General features: G+C 75.4%; 2 protein-coding genes (both only partly in view). Both read right to left on the bottom strand.

Features of this window, described 5'->3' with window-relative positions; genetic code table 11:
- Positions 1-11,465, bottom strand: the 5' portion of a protein-coding gene (locus QWU11_RS28075) for a non-ribosomal peptide synthetase (RefSeq protein ID WP_290117440.1). The gene continues 775 nt to the left of window position 1, outside the view; the window shows 11,465 of its 12,240 coding nt (coding positions 1-11,465); its start codon is at positions 11,463-11,465; its stop codon lies beyond the left edge, outside the window.
- Positions 11,462-16,489 carry the final stretch of a non-ribosomal peptide synthetase gene (locus tag QWU11_RS28070; RefSeq protein ID WP_290117439.1) on the bottom strand. 7,308 nt of this gene lie beyond the right edge of the window, so the window shows 5,028 of its 12,336 coding nt (coding positions 7,309-12,336); its start codon lies beyond the right edge, outside the window — the gene reads right to left on this strand; it ends in the stop codon at positions 11,462-11,464. The genes QWU11_RS28075 and QWU11_RS28070 overlap by 4 nt, the downstream gene beginning before the upstream one ends.

Below are 16,489 nucleotides of genomic sequence, written 5' to 3'. Positions count from 1 at the left end.
CGCGTGGTCGCGGCGGTGTCGCGCGCCGGGTCCAGGGGCCGTTCGGCGAGGGCCGGTTCGCCGGTGCGGAGGATCCGCTCCCAGCCCGGCAGTTCCGCCTTCCGGTCCTGGGCGGCCAGCGTGCGCGCCCACCGCCCGAAGGAGGTCTCGACCGGCGGGAGCCCGGCCGGGCGCCCGGCCGCGAGCGCGGTGTAGGCGGCGGCCAAGTCGGGAAGCAGCGTCCGCCACGACGCCTCGTCCACCGCCAGGTGGTGCGCCACGAGGAGGACGTGGCCCGGCCGGTCCGTCCCGCGATCGAGCCGGACGACCTGCAGCATCGCCCCGGCGCGGGGGTCCAGCCGCCCGGCCGCCTCCCGGCGCTGGGCGGCGACGAGCCCGGTCTCGTCCGTGTCCGCCGCGTCCACGTGACGCAGCCGGTCCGCCGGGTCCGGGTCCGCTGGTATCTCCAGGTGCCAGGTCTCGCGGTCGCGTTCGTCGGGGCAGACGAGGCGGGCGCGGAGCGCCTCGTGGTGTTCGGTGAGCGCCCGCACGGCGCCGGCGAGGCTCTCCGCGTCCAGCCCGGCGGGGACGGACAGCAGCGCGGACCGGGCGGGTCCGCTCGTGAGCCCGGCCAGACCGGCCCGCTCGGCCCGTTCGCGCATGGCCGGGGTCAGCGGCACCTGGTCGGTCCCGCCGCCCGTCAGGCCGTCCGCCAGGTCGCCCTTGGCGACCGTGGCCAGCTCGGCGGGGCTCTTGTGCTCGAAGACGTCCTGGGCGCTGATCAGCACGCCGGCGCGGCGGGCGCGGGCGACGAGCTGCATGGACATGATGGAGTCGCCGCCGAGGTCGAAGAAGCCGTCCTCGGCGCCGACCTTCTCCAGGTTCAGGACGCCGGCGAACAGGTCGCACAGCGCCGCCTCGACCGGGGTGCGCGGCTCGCGTCCGCCGGTGACGAAGTCGGGGGCGGGGAGCGCGGCGCGGTTCAGCTTCCCGCTCGGCGTGAGCGGCAGCGCCTCCAGGGCCACGACCGCCGCCGGCACCATGTGGTCGGGCAGCAGGCTCGCGGCGTACTCGCGCAGCGCGGCCCCGTCGACGGTGGCGGGGACGACGTAGGCGACCAGCCGTTTCTGTCCCGGCTCGTCCTCCCTGGCGATGACGGCGACCTGGCCGACGCTCTCGTGACCGGACAGGACGCTCTCGATCTCACCCGGCTCGATCCGGAAGCCACGGATCTTCACCTGGGTGTCGGCGCGTCCGGCGAAGATGAGATGTCCGTCTTGGGTCCAGCGGGTCAGGTCGCCGGTGCGGTACATGCGCTCACCTGCGCCGAACGGGCAGGCCACGAAACGTTCGCCGGTCAGGGCCGGGCGGTCGGCGTAACCGCGCGCGAGACCCGTGCCGGCGACGTACAGCTCGCCCGTCACACCCGGCGGCACCGGTTGTAAGAAGCCGTCGAGGACATAGACGCGGGTGTTGTCCAGCGGCGGGCCGATCGGCAGCACCGGCGGGACCTGGCGTCCCGGCTCGACCGCGTACGTCGTCGCGGCCACCGTGACCTCTGTGGGGCCGTACATCTGACGTACGGCGGTCTCGGGACAGGCCTCGGCGACCTTCGAAACCGCCGCCACACTCACCGCGTCACCGCCGGTCACGACCTCAGCGAGTCCGGCGAAGCACTCGGGTGACTCCTCGGCCATCACCGCGAACAGCCCGGCCGTGACGTGCACGGCGCTCAGGTCACCCTCGGCGATGAGTTCGCGGAGTTTCGCCGCGTCCGTCTGACCGGGCGGGGCGATCGTCACCCGGCCGCCCGTCAGCAGCGGAACCCACAGCTCCCACGTCGAGGCGTCGAAGGCGTGCGGCGCGTGGAACAGCACCCGTTCGTGACGCGACCACGAACGGTCGGCGGCCAATCCCACCACACCGCCGTGCGTGACCGCGACGCCCTTCGGCACGCCGGTCGAACCCGAGGTGTACATCACGTACGCCACGTCGTCCGGACCAACCGGAACGCTCTCACGCGCCGTGCCGTTCAGAGCGTCGGCGACGAGAAGCGCCTCCGGGAACGCACGGTCCGCCACGACCAGGTCGGCACCGGCCAGCACCAGCCGTACCCGGTCGGCGGGCCAGTCCGGGTCCACCGGCACGTACGCCGCCCCGGCCTTCAGCACCCCGAGCAGCACGATCGGAAGGCCGGCCGACCGGTCCAGCAGCACACCCACCCGGCCGCCACGCCGCACACCGGCATAGACCAGGGCACCCGCGACCCGGCCCGACGCCGCGTCCAGCTCGGCGAAACCGAGCACCGAGTCACCGGACACCAGCGCCGGCGCGTCGGGCGACTCCGCGACGCGCGCCGCGAACACCTCCGGCACCGACCGGCCCGCGACCGGCACCGTCGTTCGGTTCCACTCCTCGACCACCCGCCGGTACTCGGCCTCGTCCAGGACGGTCATCCGGCCGACGCGGACGCCAGGGTCGGCGGCGACCGCTTCGAGGATCCGTACGAGGCGGCCGGCCAAGCCCTCGGCGGTGTCCCGGTCGAACAGGTCCGGGCGGTAGGTCATCCGCAGCCGCAGCCGGTCGTCGCCGGGGCCGACGACCAGGCTCAGCGGGAAGTGCGTGGCCTCCCGGCCCGTGGCGCGGGCGAACTTCAGGCCCCGGCCACCGGGCTGAGAGCCGTTCTTGCGGGCGGGCGCCTCCTCCATGTCGAGGGGGTAGTTCTCGTACGCGATCAGGGTGTCGAACAGCGCCCCGGGACCGGCGAGGCGCTGGATCTCGGCCAGCCCGAGGTACTGGTGGTCCATGAGCGCGACCTGGCGGGACTGCAGTTCCGCCAGGACGTCGCTCACCGGCCGCGCCGGGTCGAGCCCGACCCGTACGGGCACGGTGTTGACGAACAGGCCGAGCATGTCCTCGATGCCCGGCAGCTCCGGCGGCCGGCCCGCCACCATCGTGCCGAACACCACGTCGGACCGGCCGGCGAGGCGGCTGACCAGCATCGCCCACGCGCCCTGGACGACGGTGTTCACGGTGAGGTCGCGCTCGCGGGCGAGGGCGCGCAGCGCGGCGGTCAGCTCGGCGCTCACCGCGACCCGTACGCGCTCCGGCTCCGCCTGCTCCGGGGCCGCGGACCGCTCACGCGTGGCGACGAAGGTCGGCTGGTCGGCCCCGGCGAGCTCGTCCCGCCAGGCCGTACGCGCGGCCTCGCGGTCCTGACGGCCGAGCCAGGCCAGGTAGTCGCGGTACGGGGCCGCCGGAGGCAGGCCGGAGTGGTCGCCGCCGGTGCCGTAGACCGCCGACAGCTCACGCATCAGCACCGGCAGCGACCACCCGTCCATCAAGATGTGGTGGTTCGTCATCACCAGCCGGTGATGTTCCGCACCGAAACGGATCAGCAGGAACCGCAACAACGGCGGCACCGCCGGATCGAACCGCCGCTCCAGTTCCTCCGCCGCCAGGCGCAGGGCCTCCTCCTCCCCGGCGGCGTCCACCTCCCGCCAGGGCAGGTCGACCCCGGCCGGGATCACCTGGACCGGCTGAGCCAGCCCCGCGACCTGGTGGAACCCCGCCCGCAGATTCGCGTGCCGGTCCAGCAGCGCCTGCCCCGACGCCCGCAGCGCCGCGACGTCCAGCGGGCCCTCGAAGTCGAACGCCGACTGGCTCGAGTAGACGTCCGGCGCCTGCTCGTCGTAGACGGCGTGGAACAGGAGCCCTTCCTGCAGCGGCGAGAGCGGCCAGATCTCGGCCAGCCCCGCCTGCGCCGACTCCAGCTCCTCCACCTGCGCCTGCTCCAAGGCGACGAGCGGGAAGTCCGACGGCGTGAACCCACCACCACCATGCACGGCCAGACCGGCCAGCATCGCCGCCCACGCCTCCCCCAGCGCGCGAGCCGACACCTCCTCGAACAACTCCCCCGGCCACGACAGCGACAGGCTCAGCTCCGGACCGTCCGCACCGTCACGGACCAGCCCACCGGCCTCCAGCGCGTGCGCGGCCGGCATCCTCGGGTCGTCGTCCAGCGGGCCGCCGCCGGCGGGCCGCCAGTCGCCCGGCCCGTCGCCGCGCGGCCCGCTCCCGAACCGGCCGAGGTAGTTGAAGCCGATCTGCGGCGCCGGCAGCGCCGCGAGCGCGGGGGCCGTGGCGGCGTTGAGGTAACGCAGCAGCCCGTAGCCGAGGCCGTCGCCGGGGACCGCGCGCAGCTGCTCCTTGACCCGCTTGACCAGCCGGCCGGCGGCGGCCTCGCCCGCGCGTACCTGGGCGAGGTCGACCGCTCCCGCGTCCAGCCGGACCGGGTGGACGCCGGTGAACCAGCCCACCGTCCGCGACAGGTCCACCTCGGCGGCCGTCGACTCGCGCCCGTGGCCTTCCACGTTCACCAGCACCGGCCCCGGGCCGCGCCACTCGGCCACCGCCGCGGCCAGCCCGGCCAGCAGTACGTCGTCGATCCCGCCGTGGTACGCCGCGGGAACGCTCGTCAGCAGCGCCTCGGTCACCTCCGGCGGCAGCGAGAGCGACAGCCGCCGCATGCTCGCCGCCGTGTCACGGGCGGGGTCCAGCGGCCGGTGTGCGAGCGCCGGCTCGCCGTCCCGCAGGACCGCCTCCCAGAGCGGCAGCTCCGCCGCCCGCTCCCCGGCCGACGCGGCCAGCGACCGCGCCCACCAGCCGAACGAGGTCCCCACCGGCTCCAGCTCCACCGGCCGGCCCGAGGAGACCGCCGCGTACGCCGCCACCAGGTCCGGCAGCAGCACCCGCCACGACACCCCGTCCACGACCAGGTGGTGCACCACGACCAGCGCGCGGCCCGGCTCGTCCGGGCCCCGGTCCAGCCACACGACATGGAGCATCACGCCCGCGCACGGGTCCAGCCGGTCCGCGGCCTCCCTGCCGTGCGCCTCCACCAGCGCGGCGAGCCCCGTGTCGTCCACGCCCGCCGCGTCCACCCTGCGCACCAGTGACGCCACGTCCGGCCCGGCCGCGCCGAGGTCCAGCCGCCACGTGCTCGTGTCGTGCTCGTCGGGGCAGACCAGGCGTGCCCCCAGCGCCGCGTGGTGGTCGACGAGAGCGCGCACCGCCGCCGTCAGCCGGCCGGCGTCCAGCCCGGCCGGGGCCGTGACCAGCACCGATTGGGTGAAACGGCCCGTCAGCCCCGCGACGCCGGCGCGGTCGGCGGTCCAGCGCGCCACCGGGAGCAGCGGGACCTCACCGGCCACGGGCTCGGTCCCGACCGGCCCGGCATCCGGCGCGCCGCCGGCCAGGTCCCCTCCCGCCACCGCCGCCAGGCCCGCGGGCGTCTTCCGCTCGAACACCTGGCGCGGCGTGATCACCAGCCCGGCCCGGCGGGCGCGGGCGACGAGCTGCATCGACATGATCGAGTCGCCGCCCAGGTCGAAGAAGCCGTCCTCGGCGCCGACCCGCTCCAGCCGGAGTACCTCGGCGAACAGCGCGCACAGCGCCGCCTCCACCGGCGTGCGCGGCTCGCGGTCCGTCACCCGGCCGGCGAAGTCGGGCGCCGGCAGCGCCGCGCGGTCGAGCTTTCCGCTCGGTGTGAGCGGCAGCACCGGCACGGGCAGCACCGCCACCGGCACCATGTACTCCGGCAGCGCGCCGGCCGCGAACTCCCGCAGCTCGGCCTCGTCCGCGGTGGCCGGTACGACGTAGGCGACCAGCTGCCGCTGGCCGGGCACGTCCTCCCGTACGACGACCGCGGCCTGCTCGACCACGGAGTGGGAGGCGAGCACCGTCTCGATCTCTCCCGGCTCGATCCGGAACCCGCGGACCTTCACCTGCCCGTCGGCACGCCCCGCGTAGACGAGCTGCCCGTCGGGAGTCCATCGGGCCAGGTCACCGGTCCGGTACATCCGCTCGCCCGGCCCGCCGAACGGGCAGGCGACGAACCGCTCGCCGGTCAGGGCGGACCGGTCCCAGTACCCGCGGGCCAGTCCGGCGCCGGCCACGTACAGCTCTCCCAGCACCCCCGGCGGCACGGGCCGCAGGAAGCCGTCCAGCACGTACGCCCGGGTCTCGCGGATCGGCCGCCCGATCGCCACCACTCCGGCGGGCAGGGCCTCGCCCGGCGCGATCCGGTACTCGACGCAGCCGACCGTCGCCTCGGTCGGGCCGTACTCGTTGACGATCGCGGTCAGCGGATGACGGCGGCGCCACTCCGCGAGCATCTCGCCGGTGAGCTGCTCGCCGCCGACGACCAGCTCGCCGCCGGAGATGGCGGAGGGCAGCCGGTCGAGCAGGTGCAGGTGGCTGGGGGTGACCTTGACGAACAGCGGCAGGGCGGTGCCGGCGGCCACGGGCGCCCGGTCGTCCATCAGGTCGCCGACGTGCACGCGCCCGCCCGCGGTCAGCGGCGCGAGGAACGCGGTGACCGGCAGGTCGAACGAGATCGGGGAGTGGAGCAGGGCGTTGGCGCGGACGCTGGGGTAGGCGGCCACGGCGTAGGTCAGGTAGTTCAGCAGCGCGCCGTGGGTGATCACCACGCCCTTCGGCGTCCCGGTGGACCCCGACGTGTAGATCACGTAGACCGGGTGCGCGCCGGTCAGCGGCACTGCCCGGTCGTGGTCGCCCGGCGCCGTGTCCGGGCGGCCTGCCAGCTCCGCCGTCACGGCGGGGTCGTCCAGCACCACGAGCGGGACCTCGGTCTTTTCGGGACGTACGGCGGCGGTCGTGACCAGGCAGACCGGGCGGGCGTCGCCCAGCAGGAACGCCATCCGCGCCGCCGGCTGGTCCGGGTCCAGCGGGACGTACGGGGCTCCCGCCTTGGCCACCGCGAGCACCGCCACCACCATCGCGGCCGAGCGGGGCACCGCGATCGCGACCGGCCGCTCCGGGCCCACGCCGCGCTCGATGAGGTGCCAGGCCAGCCGGTTCGCCGCCGCGTCCAGCTCCGCGTACGTCAGCGTCGTGTCCTCCGCGACGAGCGCCACCGCGTCCGGGCTCCCGGCCACGCGCGCCTCGAACAGCTCCGGCAGCGTGCCCTCGGCCGGCGGGGCGGCCGTCGCGTTCCAGCCGTCGACCACGAGCCGCCGCTCGGCCTCGTCCAGCACGTTCACGCGGCCGACCGGGATCCGCGGCTCGGCGGCCACGGTCTCCAGGACCCGTACGAGCCGTTCCGCCAGGTGCTCGGCGCTCCGCCGGTCGAACAGGTCGGACGAGTAGTCCAGGACGGCGTGGATGCCGGCCGGCGCACCGTCGGCGTCCCGGCGCTCGCCCAGGCTGAAGGACAGGTCGAACTTCGCGGCGGCGGCCGACGCGGCGACCTGGTAGGGCCGTACGGTCAGGCCGGGCAGGTCCCACGCCGGTCCCTGGGGCGCGTTCTGGAAGGTCAGCGAGACCTGGAACAGCGGGTGGCGCGCGAGGGACCGCTCCGGGCTCAGCTCGTCGACGAGCCGTTCGAAGGGCACGTCCTGGTTCGCGTACGCGGCCAGGCTCGTCTCGCGGACCCGTGCGATCAGGTCGGTGAACGTGGGGTCGCCGGAGACGTCCGTCCGCAGCACCAGGGTGTTGACGAAGAAGCCGACGAGGTCGTTCAGCGCGGCGTCGCCGCGGCCCGCGACCGGCACGCCGATCGGGATGTCCTCCCCCGCGCCGAGCCGCGACAGCAGCACGGCGATCCCGGCCTGCACCACCATGAAGAGCGTCGCCCGCTCGGTGCGCGCGGTCTCGGCGAGGCGGGCGTGGACGTCGGCACCGATCCGGAAGGGCACCGAGCCGCCCGTGAAGGTCGCGACGGCCGGGCGCGGGCGGTCCGCCGGGAGGGTCAGCTCGGCGGGGAGTTCGGCGAGGGCCTGGCGCCAGTGCGCGAGCTGGGCGTTGATGAGGCTGCCGGGGTCGTCCTCGCCGCCGAGCACCTCGCGCTGCCAGACCGCGAAGTCGGCGTACTGCACCGGCAGCGGCGCCCACTCCGGCGCCTCACCGGCGTGCCGGGCGGCGTAGGCCGCCGCGAGGTCGCGGGTCAGCGCGCCCATCGACCAGCCGTCGGCCGCGATGTGGTGCACCACGACCATCAGGACGTGCTCCTCCGGCGCGAGCGCGAACAGCCGGGACCGGATCGGCAGCTCGGTCCCGATGTCGAAACCGCGTCCCGCCTCCGCCCGCAGCAGCCCGGCCAGGTGCTCCTCGTCGGTGTCGGCGACGACGAGTTCGGGCGTCGCGTCCATGATCTCCTGGCGCGGCGTCCCGTCGTCGTCGGGGTAGATCGTGCGCAGGCTCTCGTGCCGCCGGACCACGTCCGCCAGCGCGGCCCGCAGCGCGTCCCGGTCCAGCGTGCCGCCGAGGCGCAGTGACAACGGCATGTTGTACGCGGCCTGGCCGCCGTCGAGGCGGTTGAGGAACCACATGCGGGTCTGCCCGAACGACAGCGGCACCACGTCGGGGCGGGCGGCGGGGACGAGCGCCGCACGGGGCTTGCCGCCGCTACCCACCAGCCGTGCCGCGCCGGCCGGTGTGGGCGCGGCGAACAGGCTGCGGATGTTCATCTCGGTGTCGAGCACCGCCCGGATCCGGGCGATCAGCCGCATGCCCAGCAGCGAGTCGCCACCGAGCGCGAAGAACCCGTCATCGGGACCGACCCGCTCCAGCCCCAGGACCTCCGCGAACAGCCCGCAGAGCACCTCCTCCACGGGCGTACGCGGCTCGCGCCCGCCGGCGAGGCCGCCGAAGTCGGGCACCGGGAGCGCCGCGCGGTCGAGCTTGCCGCTCGGCGTGAGCGGGAGCTCCTTCAGCGGCACGACGGCGGCGGGCACCATGTACTCGGGCAGCAGCCCGGCGGCGAACTCCCGCAGCACCGCGCCGTCGACGACGTCGCCGGCGGGGACGACGTACGCGACCAGCCGCCGCTGCCCCGGCTGGTCCTCCCGGGAGACCACCGCGACCCGGCCCGCCGAGGGATGGCCGGACAGCACCGTCTCGATCTCCCCCGGCTCGACCCGGAACCCCCGGATCTTGACCTGGTCGTCGGCGCGCCCGCCGAAGACCAGCCGCCCGTCCGGCGCCCAGCGGGCGAGGTCACCGGTCCGGTACATACGCTCACCGCGACCGGTGAACGGGCACGCCACGAACCGCTCACCCGTCAGCCCCGGCCGATCCCAGTAACCCCGCGCCAGCCCGGTCCCGGCGATGTACAACTCGCCCGTCGTCCCGGGAGCGGCGGGCCGTAAGAAGCCGTCCAGGACGAACGCGCGGGTGTTGTCCAGCGGCGAACCGATCGGCAGCACCTCCGGGACCGGCTCCCCCGGCTCCACGGCGAACGCCGTCGCGCACATCGTGATCTCGGTCGGGCCGTAGAGCTGGCGCACCGCCGTGTCCGGACACGCCTCCGCCACCTTCGAGACCGCCGCCACGCTCACCGCGTCACCGCCGGTCAGCACCTCCCCCAGACCGGCGAAGCATCCGGGGGACTCCTCCGCCAGCACCGCGAACAGCCCCGCCGTCACGTGCACCGCCGACAAATCCGCACCGGCGATCAACCCGCGCAGCGTCCCCGCGTCCACCGGCCCCGCCGGCGCGACCGTCACCCGCCCACCGGCCAGCAACGGCACCCACAACTCCCACGTCGACGCGTCGAACGCGAACGGCGCGTGAAACAGCACCCGCCCGTGACGCGCCGACCACGACCGGTCGCCCGCGAGCGCCACGACGCCGCCGTGTGTGACGGCCACGCCCTTCGGCACCCCGGTCGAACCCGACGTGTACATCACGTACGCCAGATCGTCCGGGCCGACGGGGACGCTCTCACGCGGCGTGCCCTCCAGCGCGTCGGCGACCGGAAGCACTCTCGCCTCCGGAAAGTCGCGGTCGGCCACCAGCAGGCCGGCGCCGGCCAGCACCCGCCGTACGCGCTCCACCGGCCAGCCCGGATCGACCGGCACGTACGCCGCCCCGGCCTTGAGCACGCCGAGCAGGACCACCGGAAGCTCCAGAGACCGCTCCAGGAGCACGCCGACCCGGTCGCCGCGCCGTACGCCGGCGTCGGCGAGGGCACCCGCCACCCGGCCGGCCGCGGCGTCCAGCTCCGCGTAGGTGAGCCGCGCGTCCCCGCAGGTCAGCGCCGGAGCGTCGGGGTGGAGCGCGGCCCGGTCGGCGAAGACGTGCGGCACCGACCTGGCGTCGGCCGGGACGGCCGTACGGTTCCACTCCTCGACCACCGAGCGCAGCTCGCCCTCGGCGAGGACGTCCAGGCGGCCCACGAGCCCGTCCGGGCCTGCCGTCATGGCCGTCAGGACCCGCTCCAGGCGGGCCGCGAGCCGCTCGGCCGCCGGCCGGTCGAACAGGTCGGGCCGGTAGTCCAGCAGCAGCGTCAGCCCGTCCGTGGGCATCGCGGTCAACGTCAGCGGGTAGTGCGTCGTGTCGTGGCCGCCGGCCGGTCTGACGCGCAGGCCGTTCGCGGCCGCGGCGGGCCCGGCCGGGTCCACCGGGTAGTTCTCGTACGCGAGCAGCGTGTCGAAGACCGCGCCCGGCCCGGCGAACTGCTGGATCTCGGCGAGACCGAGGTACTGGTGGTCCATCAGCGCCGCCTGGCGGGCCTGCAGCTCGGTCAGCAGCGCGCTCACCGGCCGGGCCGGGTCCAGCCGCACCCGTACGGGCACCGTGTTGATGAACAGGCCGAGCATCCGCTCGATGCCGGGCAGCTCGTGCGGGCGGCCGGCCACGACCGCGCCGAACACCACGTCCGACCGCCCGGCGAGCCGGCTCAGCAGCAGCGCCCACGCGGCCTGGACCACGGTGTTCAGGGTCAGGCCGCGGTCGCGCGCCAGCGTCCGCAGCGCGGTCATCAGCCCGGCGCCGACGCGCATCCGTATCCGCTCCGGCGCGACCGGCGCCCGCGCCGGGTCGGGCTCGGCGACCAGCGTCGGCTCGCCGGCTCCGGCGAGCTCCTCCCGCCACGCCGTACGCGCGGCCTCCCGGTCCTGGCGCGTCAGCCAGGACAGGTACTCCCGGTACGGCGCCACCGGCGGCAGCACGCCGGCGTCGCCGCCCGCCCGGTACACGGTGACCAGCTCGCGCACCAGGATCGGCATCGACCAGCCGTCCATCAGCAGGTGCTGGATCGTGAGGACCAGGCGGTGCCGCTCCTCGCCGAACCGGATGAGCAGGAACCTCAGCAGCGGCGGCTCGGTGAGGTCGAAGCGCCGCTCCAGCTCGCGGGCCGCCAGCCGGGACGCCTGGGCGCGCGCCTCCTCCGCCGCCAGGCCGGACAGGTCCGCCTCGGACCAGGGCAGCTCGGCCCGTACGGCGATCACCTGGGCGGTACGGCCGGAGCCGAGCTGCCAGAAGGACGCGCGCAGGCTGGCGTGCCGGTCGAGCATGGCCTGCCCGGAGGCCTGGAGCGTGGCGGCGTCGAGCGGCCCGTCCAGGTCGAGCGAGTGCTGCACGACGTAGGTCGCCGGGGCGTCCTCGTCGTAGAGGGAGTGGAAGAGCAGTCCCTCCTGCAGCGGCGAGAGCGGCCAGACGTCGGCGAATTCGGGCTTGCTCATCGGTCTCTCCATCGGGTTTCCAGTTCGCCGAGTTCGTCCTGGCTGATCGCGGTGAGCGGGAAGTCGGACGGGGTGTGGCCGCCGACGCCGGGCCGGGTGACATGGGCGGCCAGGCCCGCGAGGATGGCCAGCCACCCGTCCGCGAGCCGGCGCACGGAGGCCTCGTCGAGGAGGTGTTCCGGCCAGGCCAGCGAGACGTTCAGCTCCGGGCCTTCGGGTCCGTCGCGTACGACTCCGCTGACGTCGAGCACGTGCGCGGCCGGCATGTCCGCGTCGACGTCTCCGCCGAGGCCGATCTGCCGCCACGCGGGCGGTGTCCCGGAGCGGGCGGTCCGGTCGCCCGCCATGTCGAACCGGCCGAGGTAGTTGAAGCCGATCTGGGGTGTGGGCAGCGCGGCCAGGACGGGCGCGGTGGCCGGGTTGAGGTAGCGCAGCAGCCCGTACCCGAGACCGTCGCCGGGGACGGCGCGGAGCTGTTCCTTGACCTGTTTGACCAGGTGACCGGCTGCCGGGCCGCCCGACCGTATCTGCCCGTACCGGGCCGTGCCGGGGTCCAGCCGGACCGGGTGCACGCTCGTGAACCAGCCGACCGTACGGGACAGGTCCATGGCAGAGGTCAGCGGCTCGCGCCCGTGGGTCTCCACGTCCACGAGAACCGGCCCCCGGCCACCGCGCCACTCGGCCACCGCGGCGGCCAGCCCGGCGAGCAGCACGTCGTTGATCCCGGCGTGGAACGCGGCCGGCACGCTGATCAGCAGTTCGGTCGTCACCTGCGGCGGGACGGAGAGCTGGATCCGGCGCGCGCCGGCCGCGACGTCACGGCGCGGGTCCAGCGGCCGGTCCGCCAGGAGCGGTTCCTCGTCCCGGACGATCCGCTCCCAGTCCGGGAGCTCGTCCACGCGTGCCGGGCTCTCGGCCTGCGCCGCGAGCGCCCGCGCCCACCAGCCGAACGAGGTCCCGACCGGTTCCGGGTCCGTCCCGGCGTACGCCGCCGCCAGGTCCGGCAGCAGCACCCGCCACGAGACCCCGTCCACGGCGAGGTGGTGCACGACGACCAGCAGCCGGCCCGTCTGGTCCGGGCCGCGGTCCAGCCGGACCACCTGGAACATCACGCCGTCCCGGGGGTCGAGCCGGCCGGCCGCGTCCCGGCCCTCGGCGGCGACGAGCGCGGCCAGCGCGTCGTCGTCCAGGCCCGCCGCGTCCACGCCGCGTACGAGGCGACCGGTGTCCGCCGCGTCGGCGGCGATCTTCAACCGCCAGGAGTCGGTGTCGTCCTCGTCGGGGCAGACGAGCCGGGCCCGCAGCACCTCGTGGTGGCCGGCCACGGCCCGTACGGCGGACCGGAGCAGGGTGTCGTCCAACCCGGCCGGCACCGACATCAGCGCCGACTGCGAGAACCGGCCCGACAGCCCGGCCGCTCCGGCGCGGTCGGCCACCCAGCGCATGATCGGGATCAGCGGCACGTCGCCCACGACGGGGCCCGACCCATCGGCCTCGGTGGCCTCGGCCGGCCCGCCGGCCAGCGCGGCCAGTCCCGCGGGCGTCTTGTGCTCGAACACCTGCCGCGGCGTCAGGACGACGCCCTTGCGCCGGGCCCGCGTCACGAGCTGCATCGACATGATCGAGTCGCCGCCCAGGTCGAAGAAGCCGTCGTCGACCCCGACCTTCTCCAGGCCCAGCACCTCGGCGAACAGCACGCACAGCACGGCCTCCACCGGCGTACGCGGCTCGCGGCCGGTCACCAGGCCGGCGAAGTCGGGCGCCGGGAGCGCGACCCGATCCAGCTTCCCGCTGGGGGTCAGCGGAAGCGCGGCCATCGGCACGACCGCCGCCGGCACCATGTACTCGGGCAGGAGCCCGGCGGTGAACTCCCGCAGCACCGTCCCGTCCACCGCGCCGTCGACGGCCGGGACGACGTAGGCGACGAGCTGTTTCTGGCCGGGCTGGTCCTCCCGGGCGACGACCGCGACCTGCTCGACCGTGGGATGAGTGGCCAGCACCGCCTCGATCTCCCCCGGCTCGACCCGGAACCCGCGGATCTTCACCTGGCCGTCGGCGCGTCCCGCGAAGACCAGTTGCCCGTCCGACGTCCACCGGGCCAGGTCGCCGGTCCGGTACATGCGCTCGCCCGGATGACCGAACGGCGAGGCGACGAAACGCTCACCGGTCAGCCCCGGCCGGTCACGGTAGCCGCGCGCCAGACCCTCCCCGGACACGTACAGCTCACCCGTCACCTCAGGAGGCACCGGACGCAAGAAGCCGTCCAGGACGAACGCGCGGGTGCCCGCGATGGGGCGGCCGATCGGCACGACGCCGCCGGGCCCGAGCGGCCCGGTCATGGCGACGCACACGGTCGCCTCGGTCGGGCCGTAGGCGTTGAGGAGACGGCGGCCGGGCGACCAGCGCTCGACGAGCGCCGGTGGGCAGGCCTCGCCCGCGACCACGACCGTGCCGACCCCCTCCAGGGCGCCTTCGGGCAGTACGGCGAGCACGGCGGGCGGCAGCGTCACGTGTGAGACGCCGAACTCCCCGACCACCCCGGCCAGCGACCCCTGCCGGTCCGCGCCGACCACGACCAGGGCCGCCCCGGACAGCAGCGTCACGCACAGCTCCGAGACCGCGGCGTCGAAGCTGAGGGAGGCGAACTGCAGCACCCGCGCACCCGGCCCCACCTCGAAACCCGCGCTCTGGCTCGTGACCAGGCTCTCGATCCCCCGGTGGCTCACGACGACGCCCTTCGGCGTCCCGGTCGAGCCCGAGGTGTAGATCACGTACGCCGGGTGCCGCGCGGTCAGCGGCACCGTCCGGTCACCGTCGCCCGGGGCGTGGTCCGGGCGTGCCGCCAGGGCCCACGCGGTGGCCGGGTCGTCCAGGAGCACGTGGGGCACCCCGTCCTCCGGCAGCGACGGCGCGGTCCCGGCGGTGGTGACCACGCAGGCCGGGCGGGCGTCGGCCAGCATGAACGCCACCCGCGCGGCCGGGTAGTCCGGGTCCACGGGCACGAACCCGGCCCCGGTCTTGGCCACCGCCAGCACCGCCACCACCATGTCGGGTGAGCGGGGCACCGCGACCGCGACCAGCCGTTCCGGGCCCACGCCGCGCTCGATGAGGTGCCAGGCCAGCCGGTTCGCCGCCGCGTCCAGCTCCGCGTACGTCAGGGCCGTGTCCTCCGCGACGAGCGCGACCGCGTCCGGGCTCCCGGCCACGCGCGCCTCGAACAGCTCGGGCAGCGTCCGCGCGGAGACCGGCGCGGGGTCCCGCTCGTCGAGGACGCGCCGGCGCTCGTCCTCGTCGAGGAGGTCCACCTTGCCGGCCGGGATCCCCGGGTCGGCGGCCACGGTCGCCAGGACCCGTACGAGACGCCGCGCCAGCCGTTCGGCGGCCTGCCGGTCGTACAGGTCCGGGCGGAAGTCCAAGCGGAGCCGCAGCCGCTGGCCGGGCAGGACCGCGAGGCTGAGCGGGTAGTGGGCCGCCTCGCGGCTGCCGGCCCGGCTGACCTCGAGGTCGTTCCCGCGCGGCGCGGCCACCGTGGCGGGCTCGCGGGGGTAGTTCTCGTACGCCAGGATCGTGTCGAAGACCGCGCCCGGACCGGCCAGCCGCTGGATCTCCGCCAGCCCGAGATACTGGTGGTCCATCAGCGCGGCCTGGCGGGCCTGCGACTCCGCCAGCACCTCGGCGACCGGCCGCGCCGGGTCCAGCCGCACGCGGACGGGCACCGTGTTGGCGAACAGCCCGAGCATCTGCTCGATGCCCGGCAGCTCCGGCGGGCGGCCCGCGACCACGGCGCCGAAGACGACGTCCGAGCGCCCGGCGAGCTGCCCGACCAGCATCGCCCAGGCGCCCTGGACGACCGTGTTCAGCGTCAGGTCGCGCTCGCGCGCCAGCACCCGCAGCGCCGCCGTGAGGTCCTCATCGGCCGCGACCTCGACATACTCGGGCACGACGGGGCTGCGTGCCGGGTCGGGCACCGTGACCAGGGTCGGCTCGTCCGCGCCGGCGAGTTCGCCGCGCCAGGCCGCGCGCGCGGTCTCGCGGCCCCGGCTCACCAGCCAGGCCAGGTAGTCGCGGTACGGGGCGGCGGGCGGCAGCCCGGACGGATCGCCGCCGGCCTGGAGGATGGCGAACAGCTCGCGCATCAGCACGGGCAGCGACCAGCCGTCGGTCAGGATGTGGTGGATGGTGATCACCAGGCGGTGGCGTTCCGCGCCGAAGCGGATCAGCAGGAACCGCAGCAGCGGCGGCACCGCCGGGTCGAAGCGGCGCTCCAGCTCGCCGGCGGCCAGCCGTACGGCCTCGGCCTCCCCGCCCGCGCCGGCCTCCCGCCAGGGCAGGTCGACCCGCCCGGGGATCACCTGGACCGGCTGGTCGAGGCCGGCGAGCTGCTGGAAGCCCGCACGCAGGTTGGCGTGCCGGTCCAGCAGCGCCTGCCCGGCCGCGCGGAGCGCGGCGGGGTCCAGCGGCCCGTTCAGGTCGAGGGACCGCTGGACCATGTACGCGTCCGCCGCCTCCTCGTCGTAGACGGCGTGGAAGAGCAGCCCTTCCTGCAACGGCGACAGCGGCCACACGTCCGCCAGCCCGGGCTGCGCCGACTCCAGCTCCTCCACCTGCGTCTGATCCAGCGCCACCAACCCGAAGTCCGACGGAGTGAACCCACCCGCGCCGTGCGCCGCCAGCCCGGCGAGCATCGCCGCCCACGCCTCGGCCAGCCCACGGACCGTGGCCTCGTCGAACAGCTCGCCCGGCCACGACAGGGACAGGTTCAGCTCCAGGCCGTCCGCGCCGTCGCGTGCGATCCCGATCGCCTCGATCGCGTGCGGGACCGCGACGGTGGACTCCTCGTCGCCGCCGAACCCGACCTGCCGCCAGCCGCCGCCGGACCGGCCCGCGGTGACGCGGCCGAGGTAGTTGAAACCGATCTGCGGCGCCGGCAGCGCCGCGAGCGCGGGAGCCGTGGCCGGGTTGAGGTAACGCAACAGCCCGTAACCCAGCCCGTCACCGGGGACCGCGCGCACCTGCTCCTTGAC

Origin of the sequence: Actinomadura sp. DC4, from assembly GCF_030406325.1 — a bacterium.
Classification (GTDB): domain Bacteria; phylum Actinomycetota; class Actinomycetes; order Streptosporangiales; family Streptosporangiaceae; genus Actinoallomurus.
The sequence above is the reverse complement of the archived record's forward strand: the minus strand, read 5'-3'. Positions and strand labels throughout refer to the sequence as shown.